18 protein-coding genes are annotated in these 21,964 nt (G+C 56.4%); 3 read left to right on the top strand and 15 right to left on the bottom strand.

Annotated features, from left to right (window positions below; genetic code table 11):
• Nucleotides 1-67: 67 nt before the first annotated feature.
• Both LMS44_RS00710 and LMS44_RS00705 read right to left on the bottom strand, forming a co-directional pair.
• Nucleotides 68-715, bottom strand: a complete 648-nt coding sequence (locus tag LMS44_RS00710) for a single-stranded DNA-binding protein (protein ID WP_022520910.1) — start codon at nt 713-715, stop codon at nt 68-70.
• 72 nt (nt 716-787) lie between these two features.
• Nucleotides 788-2,167 carry an MFS transporter gene (locus LMS44_RS00705; RefSeq protein WP_278371926.1) on the bottom strand — a complete coding sequence of 460 codons (1,380 nt, stop codon included), beginning with the start codon at nt 2,165-2,167 and terminating at the stop codon, nt 788-790.
• Nucleotides 2,168-2,360: 193 nt separating this feature from the next.
• On the opposite strand from LMS44_RS00705, the gene uvrA reads away from it, so the two are divergent.
• Nucleotides 2,361-5,207 carry an excinuclease ABC subunit UvrA gene (gene uvrA / locus LMS44_RS00700; protein WP_041159373.1) on the top strand — a complete coding sequence of 949 codons (2,847 nt, stop codon included), beginning with the start codon at nt 2,361-2,363 and terminating at the stop codon, nt 5,205-5,207.
• Nucleotides 5,208-5,361: 154 nt separating this feature from the next.
• On the top strand, nt 5,362-6,105 hold the full coding sequence (locus LMS44_RS00695) for a Crp/Fnr family transcriptional regulator (protein ID WP_022520912.1): 744 nt from the start codon (nt 5,362-5,364) through the stop codon (nt 6,103-6,105).
• A gap of 5 nt (nt 6,106-6,110) precedes the next feature.
• On the opposite strand, the gene LMS44_RS00690 is transcribed toward LMS44_RS00695, so the two are convergent.
• Both LMS44_RS00690 and LMS44_RS00685 read right to left on the bottom strand, forming a co-directional pair.
• The gene (locus LMS44_RS00690) at nt 6,111-6,905 is read right to left on the bottom strand and encodes a hypothetical protein (RefSeq protein ID WP_022520913.1); all 795 of its coding nucleotides are present in this window, start codon (nt 6,903-6,905) and stop codon (nt 6,111-6,113) included.
• 57 nt (nt 6,906-6,962) lie between these two features.
• A complete protein-coding gene (locus LMS44_RS00685) occupies nt 6,963-9,074 on the bottom strand; it encodes an adenosylcobalamin-dependent ribonucleoside-diphosphate reductase (protein ID WP_022520914.1) in 2,112 nt (703 codons plus the stop codon).
• A 197-nt stretch (nt 9,075-9,271) separates the two neighbouring features.
• On the opposite strand from LMS44_RS00685, the gene LMS44_RS00680 reads away from it, so the two are divergent.
• Entirely contained in the window at nt 9,272-9,874 is a 603-nt protein-coding gene (locus LMS44_RS00680; RefSeq protein ID WP_009288449.1) for a hypothetical protein, read from the top strand.
• Nucleotides 9,875-9,882: 8 nt separating this feature from the next.
• Here the strand turns inward: LMS44_RS00680 and LMS44_RS00675 are convergent, their stop codons facing one another.
• The 11 genes from LMS44_RS00675 to cheY all read right to left on the bottom strand — a co-directional run bounded on the left by LMS44_RS00675 (nt 9,883) and on the right by cheY (nt 21,932).
• Nucleotides 9,883-11,889 carry a sensor domain-containing diguanylate cyclase gene (locus LMS44_RS00675; protein ID WP_414727643.1) on the bottom strand — a complete coding sequence of 669 codons (2,007 nt, stop codon included), beginning with the start codon at nt 11,887-11,889 and terminating at the stop codon, nt 9,883-9,885.
• 23 nt (nt 11,890-11,912) lie between these two features.
• Nucleotides 11,913-12,587: an OmpA/MotB family protein gene (locus tag LMS44_RS00670; RefSeq protein WP_022520916.1), complete on the bottom strand. Its 675-nt coding sequence runs from the start codon at nt 12,585-12,587 to the stop codon at nt 11,913-11,915.
• A 5-nt stretch (nt 12,588-12,592) separates the two neighbouring features.
• The gene (locus LMS44_RS00665; RefSeq protein WP_022520917.1) at nt 12,593-13,414 is read right to left on the bottom strand and encodes a motility protein A; all 822 of its coding nucleotides are present in this window, start codon (nt 13,412-13,414) and stop codon (nt 12,593-12,595) included.
• A gap of 40 nt (nt 13,415-13,454) precedes the next feature.
• Complete coding sequence (locus LMS44_RS00660; RefSeq protein ID WP_009288446.1) at nt 13,455-14,156, bottom strand: RNA polymerase sigma factor FliA; 702 nt, start codon at nt 14,154-14,156, stop codon at nt 13,455-13,457.
• A 26-nt stretch (nt 14,157-14,182) separates the two neighbouring features.
• Nucleotides 14,183-14,614, bottom strand: a complete 432-nt coding sequence (locus tag LMS44_RS00655) for a flagellar protein FlhE (protein ID WP_278371921.1) — start codon at nt 14,612-14,614, stop codon at nt 14,183-14,185.
• 25 nt (nt 14,615-14,639) lie between these two features.
• Nucleotides 14,640-15,212, bottom strand: coding sequence for a C15 family peptidase (locus LMS44_RS00650; protein WP_138801285.1), 573 nt, complete (start codon nt 15,210-15,212; stop codon nt 14,640-14,642).
• Nucleotides 15,209-17,392 (bottom strand): flagellar biosynthesis GTPase FlhF, encoded by a 2,184-nt coding sequence (gene flhF / locus LMS44_RS00645; RefSeq protein ID WP_022520920.1) that lies wholly within the window; start codon nt 17,390-17,392, stop codon nt 15,209-15,211. The genes LMS44_RS00650 and flhF overlap by 4 nt, the downstream gene beginning before the upstream one ends.
• Nucleotides 17,393-17,450: 58 nt before the next feature.
• On the bottom strand, nt 17,451-19,538 hold the full coding sequence (gene flhA / locus LMS44_RS00640) for a flagellar biosynthesis protein FlhA (RefSeq protein WP_022520921.1): 2,088 nt from the start codon (nt 19,536-19,538) through the stop codon (nt 17,451-17,453).
• A complete protein-coding gene (gene flhB / locus LMS44_RS00635; protein WP_443603611.1) occupies nt 19,535-20,701 on the bottom strand; it encodes a flagellar biosynthesis protein FlhB in 1,167 nt (388 codons plus the stop codon). Before flhB ends, flhA begins: the two co-directional genes overlap by 4 nt.
• A 104-nt stretch (nt 20,702-20,805) precedes the next feature.
• Entirely contained in the window at nt 20,806-21,501 is a 696-nt protein-coding gene (gene cheZ / locus LMS44_RS00630; RefSeq protein WP_476488838.1) for a protein phosphatase CheZ, read from the bottom strand.
• A 41-nt stretch (nt 21,502-21,542) separates the two neighbouring features.
• Nucleotides 21,543-21,932 carry a chemotaxis response regulator CheY gene (gene cheY / locus LMS44_RS00625; protein ID WP_022520923.1) on the bottom strand — a complete coding sequence of 130 codons (390 nt, stop codon included), beginning with the start codon at nt 21,930-21,932 and terminating at the stop codon, nt 21,543-21,545.
• Nucleotides 21,933-21,964: the final 32 nt, after the last annotated feature.

The raw sequence follows: 21,964 nt of genomic DNA, 5'->3' as shown, positions 1-21,964 counted from the left end.
GCAATATAGCCCGCTTTTTAGCGGGCTATATTGTGATCTCGTTAATCGTTTTAGGCGTTTTACGTCTTTAGAACGGGATCTCATCGTCGAAGTCGTCGAAGTTACCCGGATCCGGAGCGCCGTAGCTGCTGTTCTGCTGGTTGGGCGGTGGAGCTTGGTTGCCCTGGTGCGGTGCTGGCTGAGCGGGCCGTGGTGGCTGTTGTGGGCTCTGCCCGCCAGGGTAGTTATTTCCGCCTTGAGGCGCACCACCCTGAGGGGGATAGCCGCCTTGGTGATTAGCAGCAGGATTATTTTGAGCCGGCGCATTCTGGGGGGCGTTCTGAGGAGCGTTCTGGGAATAGTTATTTTGCGGAGCGCCACCGCCCTGGTAATCACCGCTACGGCCATCAAGCATCTGCATATCGTTGGCAACGATTTCCGTCGAGTAGCGATCTTGCCCATTCTGATCCTGCCACTTACGGGTTTGCAGGCGCCCTTCAATATAGACTTTGGAGCCTTTTTTCAGGTACTGCTGGGCGATCTCAGCGGTTTTATTGAACATCACCACGCGGTGCCATTCGGTGCGCTCTTGGCGTTGACCGCTTTGGCGATCCATCCAGGTATCAGTGGTGGCCAGGTTTAGGTTGGCCACAGCGGTGCCGCTGGGAGTGAAACGCACCTCTGGATCCTGCCCGAGGTTGCCAATCAGAATGACTTTGTTAATGCCGCGAGCCATAAGGCGCTCCTTTAATAGCTGTCATGTAGAGTTTATTGCCAACCGCCGCCACACTTCATCGGCACGGCTGGATTAAGATTTGGGGGGTGCCATGAGCTTGTTCAACGCCGCCTGATCGAGCTGCTGGCGGTTCACCTTTAAATAGACCAAACGCTCTTCTGGCACCACCATTACGTCTTCGACGCCGACCACATCGGCTAAGTGTTCCATCAACAGGTCGAGCGCATCTGCCTGGGTCTCGTGTAGCGCCACCACTTCGCTGGAGAGCGGGGGCGGTGCGGGCATCCGCCACATGGCGATCCACCAGCATAGCGCAAGCCCAGCACAGCCAATAAAAACCGCGTTGAGGCCACCGTAATGCGCCAGTAAACCGCCTAGCGTACCGCCTAAAAAAGCGCCTAAAAATTGGCTGGTGGAGTAGACCCCCATCGCGGTACCTTTGGCGCCCGCCGGAGCCAACTTACTGAGCATGGAAGGTAGCGTCGCTTCCAGCAAGTTAAAGCCAGTGAAGAACACAAACAGCCATACAAACAACCAGTAGCTTGGCGAGAGTGGCAACCCCAGCCCGGCCAAACTAATCACAATAGCGCCGATCGCAGCCAAGCACATCAAACGCATGCGCTGCTGCTTCTCGGCCACAATTATCAGCGGCACCATGGCCACAAACGATAGCGCCATAATGCCAAGATATGCCAGCCCGTGATACTCAATCGCTACACCGGCGTCTAGCAGGCGAAAAGGTACCGCGACAAATATCGCCATCAGCACTAAATGCAGGGCAAAAATCGACATATCCAGCCGCCATAAATCGGGGCGGGTGATGACACTTTTAAACTGCTGGCGATCCATGCCCACATCGCGGTGACGTCGCCGCCGCGGCGCGGCAGGCACCCAGCGCCATAGCACCAGCAGCCCCACCAGCGTTAGTAGCGAGGTAAACCAGAAGACCCCAGCCAGCCCAGCCCAGGCGGCAAGCCATGGCCCCAGCACCATCGCAATCGCAAACGAAACGCCAATAGAAAGCCCAATGGTGGCCATAGCAGCGGTGCGCACTTCTTCACGGGTTTGATCCGCCAGCAGCGCCATAATCGCCGCGGCAACGGCACCGCCACCCTGCAGCGCTCGCCCGGCAATCACACCAATAATGGTATCGGATAGAGCGGCGACCACGCTTCCGAGTGCAAATATCAATAGCCCCATGGCAATCACCCGCTTACGACCAATGCGGTCAGAGAGTAAGCCAAACGGGATTTGCAGCGTTGCCTGGGTTAAACCATAAATCCCCAGCGCCACGCCCACGAGTAGCGGGGTCGAACCCTCAAGGGTGTCGGCATACAGCGCCAACACCGGCAGCACCATAAACAGACCCAGCATGCGCGATGCATAAAGCCCGGCCAAACCACTGATCGCACGTCGTTCAGAGGCCAGCAATAGTGCGGAAACCTTGCGCATAATGCCCTTTTATATGGTGGTTAAGCATGTGGTGAGTCAGTGTGGATTGTGACAATCCTCTATTCTAGCGGTTTGGGCTGGCGCTGGAAACGTCGCGAGTTGCCGCAGGTTATCTTGGGTTATGAAAGCGGTTTTGCCGGGAGGGTGCCGACAAACGTATAATCACGCTTTTGCCGCGCGATTCGAGGTGTTGATGGACAGCATTCTGGTCAGGGGTGCCCGCACCCACAACCTCAAGCAGATCGATGTGGAGCTGCCCCGTAACAAGCTGATTGTGATTACCGGCCTCTCCGGCTCGGGTAAATCGTCGTTAGCATTCGACACCCTTTACGCCGAGGGGCAGCGCCGCTACGTGGAATCGCTCTCCACTTATGCGCGCCAGTTCCTGTCGATGATGGAAAAGCCCGATGTGGATCACATCGAAGGGCTGTCACCTGCGATCTCCATTGAGCAGAAGTCCACTTCCCACAACCCGCGCTCGACCGTGGGCACCATCACCGAAATTTACGACTACCTGCGTCTGCTGTTTGCCCGTGCCGGGACGCCCCGCTGCCCAGAACATGGCGAAGACTTGGAAGCCCAGACCATCTCGCAAATGGTCGACCAAGTCATGAACCTCGCCGAAGGCACCAAGCTGATGCTGCTGGCGCCGGTAGTCAAAGGCCGCAAAGGCGAACATTTACAGTTATTAGCCGAGCTGCGCGCCCAGGGCTTCGTACGCGCCCTGGTCGATGGCCAAGTGCTGGAACTGGACGACATCGCACCACTGGATAAGCGCAAAAAACACGATATCAGCGTCGTCGTTGACCGCTTCAAAGTGCGCGACGACCTTGCCCAACGTTTGGCGGAGTCCTTTGAAACCGCGCTGAACCTCGCCGACGGCACCGCCATGATTCACTTTATGGACGGTGAACGCGACGATATTGCCTTTTCATCGCGCTTTGCCTGCCCGGTGTGCGGCTACTCGCTGGCGGAACTTGAGCCACGCATGTTCTCGTTCAACAATCCTGCGGGCGCCTGCCCTACCTGCGACGGGCTAGGCGTACAGCAGTACTTCGACCCGGACAAGCTCATCAGCCACCCGGAGCTATCGCTTGCCGAAGGCGTGATCAAAGGCTGGGATCGGCGCAATATTTACTACTTCACCCAGCTCCAGGCACTGGCCAAGCACTACGGCTTTGAGCTGGAAACGCCCTGGCAAGAGCTCGCCCGCCACGAGCGGGAGGTTATCTTAAACGGCAGCGGCGACGAACAGATACCGTTTGTGTACGTGGGTGATCGCGGCCGTAAAGTGACCCGCGAACACGCTTTCGAAGGCGTACTGCCCAATATGCAGCGCCGCTATCGGGAAACCGAATCCAATATGGTGCGCGATGACCTGGTCAAATACATCGCCGTACAGCCCTGCGCCACCTGTAATGGCTCGCGCCTGCGTAAAGAGTCACGCCATGTTTACGTGGATGATCACAATATCGCCGAGATTGTGCGCTTTCCGATTGGTGAGGCGTGGCGCTACTTTGCCGACCTAAGCCTGCCAGGACGCAAAGGTGAGATCGCCGATAAAATCGTCCATGAGATTCACGCCCGGCTAGAGTTTCTGGTCAACGTGGGGCTGGACTATCTCAACCTGGAGCGCAGTGCCGATACCCTTTCCGGCGGTGAAGCCCAGCGTATCCGTTTAGCCAGCCAAATCGGCGCAGGCCTGGTCGGGGTCATGTATATTCTCGATGAGCCGTCGATTGGCTTGCATCAGCGCGACAACGACCGACTGCTGAAAACCCTTGAGCGACTGCGTGACTTAGGCAATACCGTGATTGTGGTAGAGCACGATGAAGACGCTATTCGCGCCGCCGACCACGTGCTGGATATCGGCCCAGGTGCGGGTGTGCACGGCGGTGAAATCGTTGCCCAGGGCACCCCGCAAGACGTGATGGACAACCCCAACTCGCTGACCGGCCAATACTTATCTGGCTCCCGGGAAATTGCCGTGCCGCCCTACCGCATACCCGGCAATCCAGAAAAGCAGCTGATTGTGCGCGGCGCTACCGGCAATAACCTGCAGAACGTCACCCTTAGCCTGCCGCTGGGGCTGTTTATCGCCATCACCGGCGTTTCTGGCTCAGGTAAATCGACGTTGATCAACGGCACCTTGATGCCGATTGCGGCGCGCGAATTAAATCGTGCGACAACATTGACCGCCGCGCCCTATGAGAAGATCGAGGGGCTCGACCAGCTTGATAAAGTCATCGATATCGACCAGAGCCCGATTGGTCGCACGCCACGCTCCAACCCGGCCACCTATACGGGTATTTTTACGCCGATTCGCGAGCTGTTTGCGGGCACCCAAGAAGCGCGTTCCCGGGGCTATAAGCCCGGTCGTTTTAGTTTTAACGTCAAGGGTGGGCGCTGCGAGGCGTGCCAGGGCGAAGGCATGATCAAGGTAGAGATGCACTTTCTGCCGGATATCTACGTGCCCTGCGATGTCTGTAAGGGCAAACGCTACAACCGCGAAACCCTGGACATTCATTACAAGGGTAAAACCATCCACGAAGTACTGGCCATGACGGTGGAAGACGCCCTGGAGTTCTTTAGCCCAGTGCCCGCCATTGCACGTCGCCTGCAAACCTTGCTAGATGTAGGCCTTTCCTACATTCGCTTAGGGCAGAGCGCCACCACCCTTTCCGGTGGCGAAGCGCAGCGGGTTAAACTCGCCCGTGAATTGGCCAAGCGTGATACCGGCAAAACGCTGTATATCTTGGATGAGCCCACCACCGGCCTGCACTTTGAGGATATTCGCCAACTGCTGACGGTACTTCACCGTCTGCGCGATCACGGCAATACCATCGTGGTGATTGAGCACAACCTGGATGTGATCAAAACCGCCGACTGGATTGTCGATCTTGGCCCCGAAGGGGGTTCAGGTGGCGGACAGATCATCGCCGAGGGCACGCCGGAACAGCTCGCCAAACAGGACGTTTCGCATACCGGCCGCTTCTTAGCGCCGCTGCTCGCGCGAGGCAAGCGTGCAACGAAGCGTTGACGCTGGTTTTCGAGGGGTGAGCGCTGCTCACCCCAGGCTAAATAGGTACGCTAGTTAGCCTATTTGGGCGACGCAGTAGATGGCCACATCGTTTATAGTGGCGGGCAGATAATCGTTAGCAGTATTATCCAATCCTGTGCTGGAGGGATACGTCGTGGGTCAGGAAAACAGCTGTATTATTAAGCACTTCAATCACTACTGCTCATTAAGCGATGATGAGAAGGGATTGCTCATGGCGCTAGAGGAGAGCCCAACCAATATTAAGTCGGGCACGCTACTCTGGGAGATGGGCGATGCGGCCAATGAGTTTTGCACGCTAAAAAGTGGTTGGGCCTACTCCTACCGTCACTTAGAGAATGGTGACCGACAGATTCTCGAAGTGTTTTTGCCGGGCGATATCATCGGGTTGCGCGAGTTTGCCTTCTCGCAGCGGCTTGAAAATGTGCGCATGATTGATGATGGCGTGATTTGCCATTTCCCGCATAAACGTATGCTGGAAATATTTCGCCAGTCGCTGCCTCTCACCTCGGTGATGTTTGCCATTGGCAGCCGTCAGCAGGCGCTGCTCACTGAGCGCCTCGTCACTCTGGCCAGACGCAGTGCACGTAAGAAAATGGCGCATTTTCTGTATGAAATGTATTTAAGGCTGCGCCAAACCAACCCGGATATTAGCAACCAGTTCCGCCTGCCGCTCTCACAGGAGCAGTTAGCCGATGTGCTCGGGCTAAGCCCGGTACACGTTAGCCGCACCTTTACGGCGCTTAGTGAAGACGGCCTAGTATTTCGCGACCGCCACCATGTCACCATTCCAGACTTATCCGCGCTATGCACCGAAGGTGAATTTGACGATTGCTACCTCACCGACAATGTCCGGCCACTGTTAGGCGATTCCGCCTGAGAAAACTAACCACACTTTGACCAGCCGCAGCCAGCATAGCAGGTCGGGCAGCCATCCATCATGATCAGCTCACCGCGGCACTCGGGGCAGTTACCCACTATGGCTGGGCCACTGCCTTCAGGCTTTTTTCCCTTCGTTGCCTTATCACCGCCAATCGACTCCACCGCGCCTGTTTCAATGGGTGCATCATTAGCTTCGTCTTCAGCACCGGGCTGCCAAGCGTGGCCGTGAGCCATACGATGAGCATAACGCTCTACCAGCTTTTCAACCGGCACCTGGTTGCCATCCCGATCTAGAAAACCGCGGCGATAAAGAATCTGCTGAATCGACCAGGCAATCGCCGCCACTTCCGAATCGTGGAACATTGGCTTATTCCAACGGTTCATACCACAGCGTACCAAGCCTTTGTCCCAGGCCACTTTGCGTAGATCCGCCACCGCTTGGGTGACGTAACCACCGCGGGCCGCCAGCGAAAGGCTGCGCATGGTCGCGGTGATCCACTGGTGCTCGCTGGAGAGCTGCCCTGACGGAAAAAAGAACTCCACCGGGCGCTCAATCACCACGCGCTTACTGCCAATCACGCCTTCCACTGGCATAAACGACACCAGCAAATAGACTTTTTTACGCCCTTCCGCGCCTACGTATGAAATCTTTTCAGACACGGCTTCCAAAGTGCCTTCCGGACGGGAAGGTATACGTACCGTTAGCGGATCTTCATCTTGTAGCTCAGGAACGGGAACGGCCTGCTCCTGCTGCTTGATACGGTAACCAACAATTTTTGAGGTAATTTCTACAGCCATGGTGTTCTCCACTTAGCAAAGGTGTGCGTTTTTAAACAGATGGCGCTTAACGCGGCATCACCATTTGCCGTAGGTGCCTTCTTTTAAGCCATCAAAGAGGTTGGCAGCGTTATGCTCTTCACCGTCGTAAATCACCTTCTCATCCCCGGCTAGTTCGAGGGTTTCACCGTTTTCCAGTTCAAATACGTAGGTCGTGTTTTTAAGATCATCTTCCCGCACGAGCACGCCCTGGAAAGCTTCGGGATTAAAGCGGAAAGTAGTGCAGCCTTTTAAGCGGCTTTCATAAGCCTGCAAATAGAGGTTCTGGAACTGTTCAAAGGGGAACTCGGTAGGCACATTGACCGTTTTCGAGATCGCTGAATCCACCCAGTGCTGGGCGGCGGCCTGAACGGCAACGTGCTGTTCGGGAGATATCGCATCGGCGGTGACGAAGTAGTCAGGCAGGTCGCTGTCCACCGCATCAGATGCAATAAAGTGACGGTAGGCGGCCAGTTCAAAGGAGACGACTTCGACCTGCTCTTTGGTCTTCTTGCCCGACTGAATAATATTGCGGAAATAGCGGTGCGAGAAGGAGGGTTCGATACCGTTGGAGGCATTGTTACCCATCGACAGGCTGATCGTGCCGGTCGGCGCGATCGAGCTGTGGTGGGTGAAGCGCGCACCGTGCTCGGCTAGCTGTGACACAAGCTCCGGCTCCAGCTCGGCCACTTGGGCCATGTACTGACTATAACGGGCGTGTAGGATACGCCCCGGCACTTGATCGCCCACTTCGTAGCCATCTTTGGCCAACTGAGGCCGCTCGCGCAACATTTTGGGAGTAATGGTGTGCTCCTGCTCAAGCACCGGCGCCATGCCTTTCTCTTGGGAGAGCTCCAGCGCCTGCTTCCAACCCTCTATCGCTAAGTGCCGGCTCACCTCATCAGTGAACACCAACGACTGCTTAGAACCGTAAGGGATTTTGAGCATGGTGAGCGTTGAGCCTAAGCCCAAAAAGCCCATACCGTGACGGCGCTTGGCTTCTATTTCACGCTGCTGCTGGGGCAGCGGCAAACCGGCAATCTCGACCACGTTATCGAGCATACGCGTGAAGATCGCGACCACTTTGCGGTAGCGTTCCCAATCAAAGCGCGGCTCGGCGCCGAAGGGGTCGATCACGAACTTGGTTAGGTTGACAGAACCTAGCAGGCAGGCGCCTTCTGGCGGCAAGGGTTGTTCGCCACAGGGATTCGTCGCACGGATATCTTCGCAGAACCAGTTATTGTTCATGCGGTTAACCTGGTCGATCAGGATAAAGCCAGGCTCGGCGTAGTCATAGGTGGAGGACATAATGGTGTCCCACAACTCCCGCGCTTTAATCACTTCGACAATGCGGCAGGCGACGCGGCCTTCGGCATCGACCGTGTAGCCCTCTTCAACTACCGGCCAGTCACGGTAGATCAAGTCTTCCGCTTTGACATCCTCTTTCTCACCGGGGTGCAGCGGAAAAGCCAGCGGCCAGTCAGCATTGTTCTTGACCGCTTCCATAAATTCGTCGGTGATCAGCAAGCTGAGGTTAAACTGTCGTAGGCGCCCCGCTTCGCGCTTGGCCTGAATAAACTCGCGCACATCTGGGTGGCCCACATCGAAAGTACCCATCTGAGCACCACGCCGACCACCAGCAGAGGCGACGGTGAAGCACATCTTGTCGTAGATATCCATAAACGCCAGTGGGCCGTTGGTGCCCGCGCCAGCGCCGAATACGAACGCGCCCTTATGACGCAGCGTCGAGAAGTCGTAGCCGATACCCGCCCCGGATTTCAGCGTCATACCCGCATCAACCACTGAGTCGAGGATATCGCGCATGGAGTCACGAATGGTGCGGGAGACAGTGCAGTTAATCAGGCTCACCGCAGGCTTGTAGGCCTCAGCCCCCGCGTTGGAGAGAATACGACCGGCAGGAATCGCGCCGTTTTCCAACGCCCAGCGAAATTTGGGCAACCACTCTTCCGCTTTATCTCCCTCCACCGCTGCCAGGGCACGAGCAACCCGTTCAAACGTAGCACCAACGTCCTGATCAACGGGTTGGCTATGACGATCCTTAAGACGGTATTTGGCGTCCCATATTTCCCGCGAGGGGGCCTGCATAGGGACATCGTTAGAGGTCTTCATAGCCTTGGCAGCGGTGCTCATGTCGCAAAACTCCTTCACAGCGAGGGTGAATTATAGCGCTCAAATAGGGCGATTATACGTAGCATCGAAGTGAAGTATAGACGTGACCTCCCACCATATGAGGCACTTTTTTTAATTTTTTCTACCATATATAGGAAAATCAGCGCGTTACTATTTTGCCAATCCCAAACACGATATAGACTGGGGTTTTGGGTTAAATGGCTTTGATCATGTCCGCAACTCACTTCCTGCGCTCTCCATCCCAGTATCTTTGCACGCTCACGTTTACCGTTGTGGCGATAGCGACCATGTGGATGGTCGCTACGCCCGTCGCTAACGCGACCACCTTCAATACTGACGATGTGGCCACCCACGACCATTGGCAGTCAATGACGCTCTCACTGGGGGGCGAACGCCACTATCGGGCGGTAGAAACCCACAGCTACTCGGATGCGACGCTGAGCTTGAATGCCACCTCGGGCGTTTGCGATTTACCCTGGCTGGAGATGCGCGTCACCCTTGAGCAGCAGCAGGGAGAGAGCCGTACAGTAAACCTGGTGCCCACTCGGCTGCGCATCGATGAGCGGCCCGTTATCGACACCATGGCGGAATTTATCACTGAGCGCGGCGATGACGGGTTTTATGCTCACTTTTATTTAAGTGACTTGGCATCACTGATGGCCGACATGCGCCAGGGGGAGCAGCTATTTCTCGGCTTCGACCAGGACGAGCGCGAGCCGTGGTATATGACCTTTAGCCTAAAAGGCGCCGATGCGGCGATCAACCGGATGCTCACCCAGTGTGAAGGTAGTGGCACCTAAAGGTTTGCTTAAATCAGCACCACAGGCTCAAGCGCCATTTCAACGCGGTTGCGTCCGCCATGCTTAGCGCGGTACATGGCGTCATCAGCCCGGGAGATAAGGGTTTTACAGCTGTCACCCGGCTGCCAAACGGCGACACCGATACTCACTGTAACCGTTTGCTCAACGCCCTCTATACGCAGCTCTTCTACCAGCGAGCGCAGCCGCTCAGCCAGGCCAGTGGCGGCATCAACATCGGAATGAGTCGCCAGCACAATAAACTCTTCGCCTCCCCAACGGCCCAGGTGGTCGCAGCCACGCAGCGAGCTTTCCACTAAGCGCGCCAGGGCCACCAGCACATCGTCACCCACGCTATGGCCGTGAGCATCGTTGATCTGCTTAAAGTTATCCACATCGAACAGTAGCAAGGCAAAAGCGGCCGCATAGCGCCTGGCAGCCACCAGCTCTGCATTGATCGCTTCTTCGATGCGGTAACGGTTCCACACCTTGGTTAGAGGATCGAAATGGGCTAATTGCTCAAGACGTTGGTTGGCTTCGGCAAGGGCTTTGCGTTCGTGCTCCAGGTGCATATTCAGTGAGCTAATTTCATAGGCAGAAATCGCCAGCGTCAGGTCTTCCCCCAAGTCTACCGCCGCTAAGCGCTCTACCCGCAGCCACGCTTCACTTCTGCCGACTACCTCTTCAGACCAAGCAACCGATGGAGCCAATATCACGGCCGGTTTAGGGTTGGTTGTAGGCTGCATCGCCCAATACAGCGTTTCCACCTGCTCGGGGCGAAAAAAAATCAGCCAGGCGCGCTGGGTCGAACTCATTGGCAGCGGCACTGCTAGAGCCCCACACTGCTCGGGCATGGCTAGCGAAGCGGTTAACGTCTCTTTGCCGATTTCGCGCGTGCACCAAGGGCCGCTATGTACATGAGTTCTTTCCAGGCGCAGCACAAACTGGCTTATCGCTTCTGGAGTCGGCGTCACACCCGCTTGATAAGCGCCACCATTCACCCACAGCACCACGCCATGGGCGCGAAACAGCTTCATCCAGATAGCCGCCTGCTCATGAAGTAACTGTTGGGGACTTTGCGGCTCGCTGCGCGCTCGCGCACTGAGCACGAGGCTATCCTGAACCCGTTGTAGGTAGCGGGCTTCTTGACGCGCCCGTAGCAACAGCATGCGCTGGGTGGCCATTTGCACGAGGGTGCGAACGGCATCACGCACGGGGGGTTCAACCGAGTGCGGTGCTGGCGAATGGCAAAACACTAGACCCCATAAGCCAGTATCCCCCTGCATGGCCAAACTGAATGACCCACGCACCCCCAGGCGATTTAAATATCGCTGCCGCTCAGGGGCAGGGGCGCGTAAAAAGCTGCCGCTAAGGCTCACTCCCGAGTAGGCGGGAGTCAGCGTTTCAGGCGGCGCATCGACGTCTTCAATTAACCGAACGGGGTAATGTTGGTAACTTTTGCGTAAGGCGACAGGGAAGTCGCTTGAGGGGAAGCGCTGACCCAACAGCGAGGGCAGCTGGTTGCCCAGCGCTTCGGCAACCATTAAACCATGCCAATCACTGTCGAAATGGCACACGGTGACGCGATCATGGCCGGTGAGCTGTTGAATAGCGTTAACCAAGCAGTCGAGCAGCTCTTCCTGGTGGGTTGCGTCGGCTAAATGCATCAGCCGCTCATTGACTGTGCCAAGCAGGCGGCGCTTACCTTGGGGGTTGAGTGGCTCAATCTCGACGATGACCTTCCCACCTGCTCGGTAAGCATAGAGCTGAAAACGCATGTTGCTATGCTTGGAACGAATAAACACCAGCGGGCCGGAGAGTTTCTGCTGCCCCTGCAACTCGCGGCGCACCCGCTGGCTTAGCCGTTTTCCTAACACATAGGCAAGAGTGTGCGGCCCATTTTCAGGGCGCTCAATACCGGTCAAGCGGGTTAAGTTGGTGCTACTGGCTTGAATGCGGCGACAATCGGCATCTAAAACCAGCAGAGCTCCAAACGACTGCAACCGCGGGTGGTACATGGACACAAACGTGGCCTCGCAATCTATTCACCCTCGACCTGCTGCCTTAGCAACAACTCTACGCGACGGTTGGCAGCTCGGCCCTCCGCCGTTGCGTTCGGTTCCATGGGTTGGGTGTCGGCATAACCGACGGCCCGCATACGAGAGATATTGAATCCTTGGCGCTCTAAATGCCTCACCACAGCGATAGCCCGCGCTGATGAAAGCTCCCAATTAGAGGGGAAGCGGGCCGTTGAAATAGGCACGCTGTCGGTGTGGCCTTCTACCGAAATCTGACCGTCAAAACGGGTCAGCACATCGATAAGGCTTTCTACCACCTCTTGCCCACGGGAAGTCAGTACAGCTTGACCGCTGGGAAATAAAAGGCTGGTATCAATACGTAACGTGACCCCTTCACTCCCTTGCGAAACACTGACACCGGGGATGTCGAGCCCATCAAACTGCGGCTGAACCCCTGAATGGCGGGGCTGAATACCAGTGGCTAGAGACGCCAGCGGCAATGATGATACAGCGCTAGCCGAGCGCATGAAAGCAGTATCAGCCGCCTCACCGCCTCCCGGCGGTGTCAGTGAAAGCAGCAGCACAAAGAGCGTGATTAGCAGCGTCAGCACATCCAAATAGCTGGTTAGCCAACCCTCGTCACCATCGCCTGGCGACGGCGTCATTTCCAGTGCGTGGCGCGTATCACGGTCAAGCATCTGGCCTACCCCTTCGCCGCCGCACTAACCGACGAATCAGGCCTTGGTTTGACGCTGTTATCACGGATCTCATCGTGATAGTTAGCTACAAACGAGTTGAGGGTCTCTTCAATAAACGACGGCAGGCGGCGCTTGGTAATCAGCGAAATACCTTCCAGCACCATGTTCATGGTAATCAGCCGCTCTTCGGTGCGGCGCTCGAGTTTCACCGCAATCGGCTTAAACACCAAGTTGGCGAGTAAAATGCCGTAGAAGGTGGTGAGCAGGGCCACCGCCATGCGCGGGCCGATCACCTGCAGGTCGCCTGCGTCCATGACTTCCAGCATATTGACCAGCCCCACCAGGGTGCCGATCATGCCAAATGCGGGTGCGTAGGTGGCCATGGTACGGAATATTTGTGCCTCGGCATGCTCACGCGCTTTAAGACGGGCAATGCGCCAACGCAGCATGTCAAAAATTTCATCCTCTTTGGTGTTGGCAATGACCAGTTGGATCCCGGTACGCAAAAACGGGTTTCGGGTATGCTCCAACTCGCGCTCGACCGCACGTACATCGCCCTTAAACCAGAGTCGCGACATATCCACCAATTCGCGGATATCGTCACGCATATAGGTATTTTCGCGCCGGAATACCAAGCCCACCAACCGTACGACGCGGAGCACCTCTTTCAGCGGATAGCTGATAAAGGTTGCCGCTAGGGTACCGGTCACCACAATGGCCAAACCCGGCAAATTGATAAAACTTTCAGGGGACTCTGCGGTGAAAAACAGCACGCTCACCAACAGTAGTATGCTGGCAAATATGCCTATCAGCGTCGAAGGGTTCATCCACGGCTCCTTGCCGGTCACAAGTGAGTAAAAAGAGGTGTTATGCCGAGTCGTGTAAACGCGCGCGTAAGCGGCTGACGGCTTGGCTGTGCAGTTGTGAAACGCGTGACTCCGTGACGCCCAACACAGCCCCTACTTCCTTAAGGTTGAGTTCTTCTTGGTAGTACAGCGCCATTAGCAGCTTTTCACGCTCTGGCAGCGCTTCAATTGCCTCAATCAACGTTTGTCGTTGCTGGCCGTCTAGCAACTGCTCGAACGGTGAATTAGCCAATTCATTATTGCTAGGCTCGCCACCGTCGGCCACCAGCTCTTCAAACGGCAACAGTTGACCACTGTTGGTGTCGTTGAGGAGCTGCTGATACTCACTCAACGGCATTTCAAGGTGTTGGGCGATTTCGTTCTCTTCTGGTGCCCGTCCGAGCTGTTGCTCTAATTGACGAACGGCACTGTCAACCGCTCGCGCTGAGCGGCGCACGCTGCGGGGCAACCAGTCGCGGGTACGTAATTCATCCATCATTGCACCGCGAATACGCTGACTGGCAAACGTCGCGAACGTTGCCCCCTGGGTGGCATCGAAGCGCCCCAGCGCTTCCAGCAGCCCTACCATCCCGGCTTGAATAAGGTCGTCGAGCTCAATACTGGCTGGCAAACGGACCTGAAGCGTCAAGGCCTGACGTCGTACCAGTGGCATGTATTGCGTCAACAGCTCACTCTGTTTGATCCTGCCTTGTGCTGTGTACATCCTCTCGCCTCGCGTCTATCCAGCCTTCACTGATAGTTCACAATCATTTGCAGCCCCTGGACACGAACAGGCCGCTGCCCCGGACGTAAAGCGAAGCGAAAATGCAACGGCGCATCCGCGGCAAACCCCGCCAGGGCAGTGGTAGTCCCCCGCATGCCAGCTAACGCAACGCACTGCTCAGGATGGCACAGCCAAGCGTTTAATGACGCACCAGGGGGATATTGAAACTGCCAATGAATACGCCCGAGCTGTGCTGACTCCACATTGTTAGCAGCAGCAGGTGGGGTAGCGTTTTGGCTAGCGCTTGACCGATCACTCATCGCTACCATCAGACCTGGTATCTGGCTGCTCCAGCTACCGGGTGTCGCCTGGGCGTTTCCCGTTACCCCTGCTAGTAGACACCCTGTCAGCAGTACTGGGCTCAGTAGCAGTCTCCCTCTTAATAGCCAGCTTAGCATGCTTGGTCTCCTCGGCAGAGTGCGCTCATCGTGCAAGTACCAACAGCTCCATATTTAAGTAGTAATCAGCTGCCTCACGCAAGTTATTGAGCAACCCTTGACGCGGCAAGTGCGGCTCGTGGAGCGCCAGCAAACGGCGCGGCCCGCCACGCTCATGTAGTTGACGCAAGGTACGGAACATGGAAGCAAAGGTATCGGCATCGCTACTGATCCACAGTGCCCAACGGCTGTATTGATCGCAAAGTTGGGCTAGGTCGGCCGTTTCGGCCATGACGATATGAATATCCCAATCCTCAGGATCACCGGCCCAGCTTCGACCTAACGTCGACCACTGCCCTAATCGTGCTTTAACCTTGTTCACCTGGGCTGCACCACTACCCGGTAGTCCGACCACAATAAGCGGAATTTTGGGCCGGTGCGCTACCACCGTTGCTGGCTCTTCCACCGCTGCAGTTGTCGGCTTTAACAGAGAGCTAGGCTGTTCAGATTCCGGCACGTGTTCTGCCGCCGCAACATCAACTGTACCCTCAGCTTGCTGCTGTTGGCGCTGCAGGTTTGCCCACTTGCGTAGACCCGATGCTTGATCCTGTTCGCTCACGCCACGCCCTCTCGACTAACACTGCCCATTTGACGAATCGCATCTCGTGCCATAAAGGCGTAGACCAGTGCATCAAGCATGCCGGTATCGCGGCGGCGACGGCTGTTGCCTAATAGGTTGAGCAGATCGCCACGCAGCGTCTGCGCCTCCTCATCATCAGCAACATCGAGATGCCCGGCGACCGATGCCACACCGCTGGCCATCAATAGGCGAACTTCAGCATTTAGATCCCCGCTATCGGCCTCTTTTAACTGCTGCCACGCGCGACGCGTCAAGGCGGCCAAGCCTTCGCTTTGCAGCTGGGTTAACAGCAGTGAGAGCACCTCTGCTCCTAGCCGAGCGGGGGTAAGCCAGTAGCGGCGCGCCACTACTTTGGCGCTTTCCGGATCGCGAACTTCACCGAACCAGGCGAGTAGCGCCGTGCCGCTGGCGTCCTCGACTTCGGCGTAGGCAGTCCACAGTTGCACCGATTGGCCACGAAAACGCACGCCCACATGGTGCGTTAGCACACTGTCACTAAATAGCTGGCGGATAGATTGACGTTCGTGGTGAAAGCGTAACCGATGACTGGGGGCCACTTGGCTGACCCAGGTCAAGTGCTCGGCTTCCAGCCACGCTAGTGCATCCGGTTCAGGGAAGCGCGGTAGTAAGTGCACCGCAACGCCGCTCGATGCCGACAGAGCGGCTAAGCGTGGCTGCCACCCTGCGGCGTGGCGATGCTGCAGCCAGGGTAGCGCCAGCCAGGCACCATCCGTGTCCAGGCCAATGTCCGGCATTGCCCAGTCGCAGCCGCGCTCATTGCGCCGCGGAAACCACGCCATCCCTAAGGTGGTCTTTGCCGCTGGATAACCGGCAAGTAATGCATCCAAATGTGTTTCCTGCAAACGACTAGGCAGCGAAGCTAGGTTCCAGATCTCTTCTAATTCCGCAAACCCCGTGACGCGTTGGCGCAACCTCGCCAGTAGCGACGACAAACGACGCCCTTGGCCCAGGACATCCCGCGACCAGCGCGGCATTCCCATCGGCGCATCGGCACTTTGCACCCGTTCACGCTGAGGTGTCGCGGTACTCAGCGCTTGATCCACTAGCGCATCGGGGGCGGCAAGGGCCATATCTTCGGGCACCTGCTGGCCATTAGAGCCAAACAGTACGCGCATCCCGTGACGCATAATAATATCTAACACTGGAGCCAGACGTCCCGCCTCATCCTGTTTGGTGATAATACAGTCATCTAACTCTGCGCCCGCCGCCCGCGCGGCCTGACGGTAGCGCAGCACCACTTCTTCGAGGGTTTCCGGTTGGCTGGCAGCATTGAGTAGCAGCACCAAACGTACCCGCGAGCGTCCGCCTTGCAGGTGGGCAATCTGCTCTATCACCCGCTGGTCACGCTGACTCATGCCTACGGTGTCGATAATTACCCACTGCTTGCCCTGCAGGCGGCCCAGCAAATCGTCGATGGGCTGTTCGGCATCCAAGGCGTACATCGGGGTATCCAGCAGGCGCGCATAAATGCGCAACTGCTCATGGGCACCGATCCGGAAGCTGTCGGTGGTAACCAGCGCTACCGGGCGCGTGCCGTGGCGCATCACAAAACGAGCGGCCAGCTTGGCGGTGGTGGTGGTTTTACCTACCCCCGTTGGCCCCACCAGGGCAACAATGCCGGTTTGGTCGAAAAAGCTTGCTTCATCGTTGAGTACGTAAAGGCGATCCATTAACTGCTGTCGCAGCCACTGCAGTGGGGCTTCGCTATCGCCGTCTAACCTGGTTAGCGATGCAGGCAACCCAGCCAGCAGTTCATCGGCAATTTCGCTGCTAAAACCCACATTCCACAGCAGTTGACGCAGCCGTGCAGCCGTTCCGGTGGGCGCTGCTGGCGATGGTGAAGCAGTATGGGTTGACTGGCTGTTTGCCAGCAGCGCTCGCATATCCTGCATTTCGCGCAGTAAGCGCTCGCTCATCGCCTGCATGGGGTCTTGCGCTGAAGGTGCTGTCGGCGTTTCGGGTGGTGCAGGTTCTGGTGAGGGTTCAAAGTGGTCAATGGCTTCATCCGCCATCGCTAAAATTTCAACGCCCCCTTCGGTACGCCGATTTGCGACAATCAAGGCGTCTTCACCGAGCGTTTCACGCACTTGGCGCATCACATCACGACTATTGGCTCCCACGAAACGTCTAACGCTCATGATTTACCCTTGCCTGTTCTGAAAATGGACGACGCTAGCCTATCACGGCGTGCCATCTTTAACGTCCGCCGACCACTGTGGTCACTCTTAATGTGCGATCGTCGGGAATTTCAGCCTGGGACAGTACCGACATATGGCGTAACCGGCGGCGTAAGAAGCGCGATAGCACCGCCCTTAGCGAATGTTGCACGACCAACACCGGTGGTTCGCCTGAGCTTTCGTGACGCTCCAGCGCCTGCTGGGCCTGGGTCATCAGCGTTTCTGCCAACCCGGGCTCCATGGCGCCGTTGCCATTCATGGCCTGTACCAGCACTTGTTCCAGTTGAGCATCCAGCCCCATGACATTGAGTGTCTCCTGCCCCGCAAACCACTGCTGGACAATGGCGCGCCCCAGCGAGACTCGCACCAGCGCCGTCAGCTCATTAGGATCTTTTTGCTGTGTGGCGTACTCGGCCAGGGTATCGAGAATAGTGCGCATGTCGCGGATAGAGACATCTTCGTCGAGCAGGTTTTGCAAGATACGCTGCAGTACCGTCAAGGAAATAGCTTTGGGGATCACCTCTTCGACCAACGCTTTTTGATCATCGCCCATTTTATCCAGCAACTTCTGTACTTCCTGACGGCCCAGCATCTCGGGTGAATGGCGGTGCAACAGGTGGTTCAAGTGGGTCGCTATGACGGTACTGGCATCCACAACGGTGTAGCCATACACCTGGGCATGCTCACGCTGGTTGCTATCAATCCAGACAGCGGGCAAGCCAAAGGCGGGATCCTGAGTATGGGTGCCCTGCAGCTCGCCCGATACCTGCCCAGGGTTAATCGCTAGCCATTTGCCCGGCTGTGCCTCAGCGCGACCAATCTCGGCGCCTTTCATGGAGAGCACATAGGCGTTCGGCGGCAGCTCCAAATTATCGCGGATATGCACCACTGGCGGCAGGAAACCCACTTCTTGGGCAAACTTCTTACGCACGCTCTTAATGCGCCCAAGCAGCTCGCCTTTTTGACGCGAGTCCACCAGCGGGATTAAGCGATGGCCCACTTCCAGGCCGAGGGTATCGACCAGTTGCACATCTTCCCAGCTCGCTTCGGGTGTCTCTTGTACAGGTACAGGCGCAGTCGCAATTTCCTCCTTGACCAACGCCTGTTCTTTTTGGCGCATAATAAACCACGCCAAACCCGCCAATAGTGCGGTAAAGAGCAGAAATACGACATTGGGCATGCCGGGCACCATGCCCAGTAGCCCCATCACTATGGCGGCTAATATCAGCACCTGGGGATTAACGAATAGTTGGCTGAGCATTTGCTGGCCAATATCTTCGTTCGTATCCATGCTGACCCGGGATACCGTGACACCCGCGGCGGTGGAGATCACCAAAGCAGGGATTTGCGCCACCAGGCCATCACCAATCGCCAGCAGCATATAGGTTTGGCCTGCCGCACCAAAGCTCATATCGTGCTGCAGCATACCAATCATCAACCCGCCGATGATATTGACCACCATAATCACCAAACCGGCAATGGCATCACCACGGACAAATTTACTCGCGCCGTCCATCGAACCAAAGAAATCAGCCTCTTGTGAGACCTCTGCGCGACGCTTTTTGGCATCGTCTTCGCCGATTAAGCCGGCATTCAGATCGGCATCGATGGCCATCTGCTTACCCGGCATCGCATCCAACGTAAAGCGCGCACCCACTTCGGCAATACGGCCAGCACCTTTGGTGATAACCATAAAGTTGATGATGACAAGAATCAGGAAGACCACTAGGCCGACAGCGAAATTGCCGCCGACCAGGAACGCCCCGAACGCTTCAATGACCTTACCCGCAGAGGCGCCGCCTTGGTGGCCCTCCATGAGCACCACACGGGTAGAGGCCACATTGAGCGACAGGCGCAGCAGCGTAGTAAATAGCAACACGGCAGGGAATGCCGCAAAGTCCAGCGGCTTCTGGGTAAACATGCTGACCAATAACACCATAATGGCCAGAGCGATATTGAAGGTGAAGAGTAAATCCAGGGCGAAGGGAGGCAAGGGCACAATCATCATGCCCAAAATCATTAGGATGAGCAGCGGCCCGACCAGCAGCTTCATGCGCACATCACCCATCCAGTCGCGCCGACCTACTAGTTGACTCAAGCCTTTCATGGTTGCGCCTCATTACCACCGGCGCCATGCCCGGGGCTTTCCATCTCCGGCGGAACCGGCAGGTTATCGGGGGTTGGGGGCACCTCGCCTCCTTGTTGTGATACTTGCTTGAGGCGGTAGGCCCAGGCCATTACTTCCGCCACCGCGGTATACAGTTCGGCAGGTACTTCTGCATCTAGATCGACGTGATGATACAGGGCCCGCGCCAATGGTGCTGCCTGCAAGCGTGGCACGCCTGCCTCTTCAGCGATTTCGCGAATGCGTGCAGCCACTGCGTCGGCGCCTTTTGCCACCAGCCGCGGGGCGCCCATACTGCCTTCCTGATAAGTCAGTGCTATCGCATAGTGCGTGGGGTTGGTAATGATGACGTCCGCCTCGGGCACTTTGCTCATCATCCTGCCCCGCGCCATGGCCTGCTGCTGCTGGCGAATGCGCGCCTTCACATGCGGGTCGCCTTCGGACTCTTTGTGCTCACGCTTAATCTCTTCCTGACTCATGCGCAGCTTCTTAGCATTGTCCCAGAGCTGGAAAGGGACATCGATCAAAATGACCACGATCAACACCAGCACCATTAGCCCAGCTGCCTGAGCCGCCATGCTTAGGGCATTGGTCAGCGCTTGCTGGATAGGCTGATCCATTAGCGCCATAAATTTGCCGATGTTGAAATACAAAAACGTCGCAGCCACGCCCCCCACCAGAAACGATTTGGCAATCGCTTTTGCCAATTCGATCAGAGCCTGGGTGGAGAAGATACGCTTTACGCCCTTAATAGGGTTTAGCTTGGAAAACTTGGGCTGCATCGATTTACCCGATATCAGCCAGCCTCCCATCAGCCCAGGGGCTACTAATGCAATGATGGCTAACAGTAAAAACAGTGGCATCATGGCAAATAGCGTGCGCTGACCAAGGTCCAGCGCATTGACCAGCATCGGCGTACTTTCCATTGCCTGGCGGCGCTCAAACAAGAAAGCTTGCTCCATCACCGCACCCAACTGGTCGTAGAGCATGTTGCCCATGCTATAGAGGCCAATCACACCACCCAGCAAAAGTAAAAACGTATTTAACTCGCGGGAACGGGCAACTTGACCCTCTTCACGGGCTTTCTCTTTCCGCCTGGGCGTGGCCTCTTCGGTCTTTTCCTGGTCGCTATCGTTATCTGCCATACGGGTATCCGGCCAGGTGAAGCAAAGCTTATCACGTATTCAGCCGTCCATAGGGACGGCTGAATGGCGTACTTGCGTGCCCAGAGGGCGTTTAATAACGCATCTTAGAAGCCTAATTCGTCCAATAAGTCGTCTACTTGATCTTGCCCAGAGACGGTATCAGGGACATTATCCTTCACTTGCGGCCCATTCAAAAGCTCTTCGTTACGCCGTGCACTGTCGCTTTTCCACTGATCCTCGGCCTTGCGCTGCAGCGTTTCTCGTGCATGGGCGCCCGGCGCGTTATCGATCAACACTTGCACCAACTGATGTTCGATCTCATGGATCACGTCCATCATCTTCTTAATCACTTGGCCGGTCAGGTCCTGAAAGTCCTGAGCCATCATGATTTCCATCAGTTCTTTGTTAGTCGCTGAAACCACTTCGGGCACTTCGCTAAGATAAGTGCGTGTCTCGACAACGAGCGCTTTCGCCTCATCCAGCTCTTTCGGTGCTTCAAACCACTCGGCCCAGCGCTTATCCAGCGCTTCCGCCCGGTCTGACAACTGATCCTGCAGCGGCTGCGCACGGTCAACGGCATTGAGCGCTCGATCTGCTGCCTGCTCCGTCATGGTGGCGACATAGTGCAAGCGGTCGCGTGCATCGGGGATGGCTTCGGCCGCCTTCTCAATCTCTTTATCAAGCCCCAGTTCACGCATGTTTTCGCGCAGCATACGCGTCAACTTACCGATGCGATGAATTAAGTCTTCGGCGGCTTGTTCGGACGATTGGGCAGAATCGGACTGCTCATTCTGGCTCATAACGTTGTCTCCTCGTTAACCAAGCACATAGGCCCAGTTGCTCACATACCCAGTTTGTCGAAGATCTTATTGAGCTTCTCTTCGAGGGTAGCGGCAGTGAACGGCTTGACGACATAGCCGTTAGCGCCCGCCTGAGCAGCCGCTATAATGTTCTCTTTCTTCGCTTCTGCGGTCACCATCAACACAGGAAGGTCTTTCAAGGCGTCATCCTGACGGATCTCCTTGAGCATCTCCAGGCCATCAAGGTTCGGCATGTTCCAATCGGAAACGACGAACTCAAACTTGCCGGCACGCAGCTTATTGAGCGCATCTTGTCCATCTTCGGCTTCATCCACGTTGGTGAAGCCCAACTCCTTAAGCAGACTACGTACGATCCGACGCATGGTGGGAAAGTCGTCTACAACCAGGAAACTCATATTCTTATCTGCCATGGGTCATCCTCTAATCAATCAGTATATGGCAC

The sequence above is a fragment of the Halomonas profundus genome (genome assembly GCF_020865425.1).
GTDB lineage: Bacteria > Pseudomonadota > Gammaproteobacteria > Pseudomonadales > Halomonadaceae > Vreelandella > Vreelandella titanicae.
The sequence above is the reverse complement of the archived record's forward strand: the minus strand, read 5'-3'. Positions and strand labels throughout refer to the sequence as shown.

Bases quoted from the DNA above. Each gene is read 5' to 3' on its own strand.
- flhA (WP_022520921.1), bottom strand. From the start codon at position 19,538: ATGAAAGGCTTGAGTCAACTAGTAGGTCGGCGCGACTGGATGGGTGAT.
- LMS44_RS00665 (WP_022520917.1), bottom strand. From the start codon at position 13,414: ATGAACCCTTCGACGCTGATAGGCATATTTGCCAGCATACTACTGTTG.
- LMS44_RS00670 (WP_022520916.1), bottom strand. From the start codon at position 12,587: ATGCTTGACCGTGATACGCGCCACGCACTGGAAATGACGCCGTCGCCA.
- uvrA (WP_041159373.1), top strand. From the start codon at position 2,361: ATGGACAGCATTCTGGTCAGGGGTGCCCGCACCCACAACCTCAAGCAG.
- LMS44_RS00655 (WP_278371921.1), bottom strand. From the start codon at position 14,614: ATGCTAAGCTGGCTATTAAGAGGGAGACTGCTACTGAGCCCAGTACTG.
- LMS44_RS00710 (WP_022520910.1), bottom strand. From the start codon at position 715: ATGGCTCGCGGCATTAACAAAGTCATTCTGATTGGCAACCTCGGGCAG.
- flhB (WP_443603611.1), bottom strand. From the start codon at position 20,701: ATGGCAGATAACGATAGCGACCAGGAAAAGACCGAAGAGGCCACGCCC.
- LMS44_RS00675 (WP_414727643.1), bottom strand. From the start codon at position 11,889: ATGTACCACCCGCGGTTGCAGTCGTTTGGAGCTCTGCTGGTTTTAGAT.
- cheY (WP_022520923.1), bottom strand. From the start codon at position 21,932: ATGGCAGATAAGAATATGAGTTTCCTGGTTGTAGACGACTTTCCCACC.
- flhF (WP_022520920.1), bottom strand. From the start codon at position 17,392: ATGAGCGTTAGACGTTTCGTGGGAGCCAATAGTCGTGATGTGATGCGC.
- cheZ (WP_476488838.1), bottom strand. From the start codon at position 21,501: ATGAGCCAGAATGAGCAGTCCGATTCTGCCCAATCGTCCGAACAAGCC.
- LMS44_RS00685 (WP_022520914.1), bottom strand. From the start codon at position 9,074: ATGAGCACCGCTGCCAAGGCTATGAAGACCTCTAACGATGTCCCTATG.
- LMS44_RS00705 (WP_278371926.1), bottom strand. From the start codon at position 2,167: ATGCGCAAGGTTTCCGCACTATTGCTGGCCTCTGAACGACGTGCGATC.
- LMS44_RS00660 (WP_009288446.1), bottom strand. From the start codon at position 14,156: ATGTACACAGCACAAGGCAGGATCAAACAGAGTGAGCTGTTGACGCAA.
- LMS44_RS00690 (WP_022520913.1), bottom strand. From the start codon at position 6,905: ATGGCTGTAGAAATTACCTCAAAAATTGTTGGTTACCGTATCAAGCAG.
- LMS44_RS00680 (WP_009288449.1), top strand. From the start codon at position 9,272: ATGGCTTTGATCATGTCCGCAACTCACTTCCTGCGCTCTCCATCCCAG.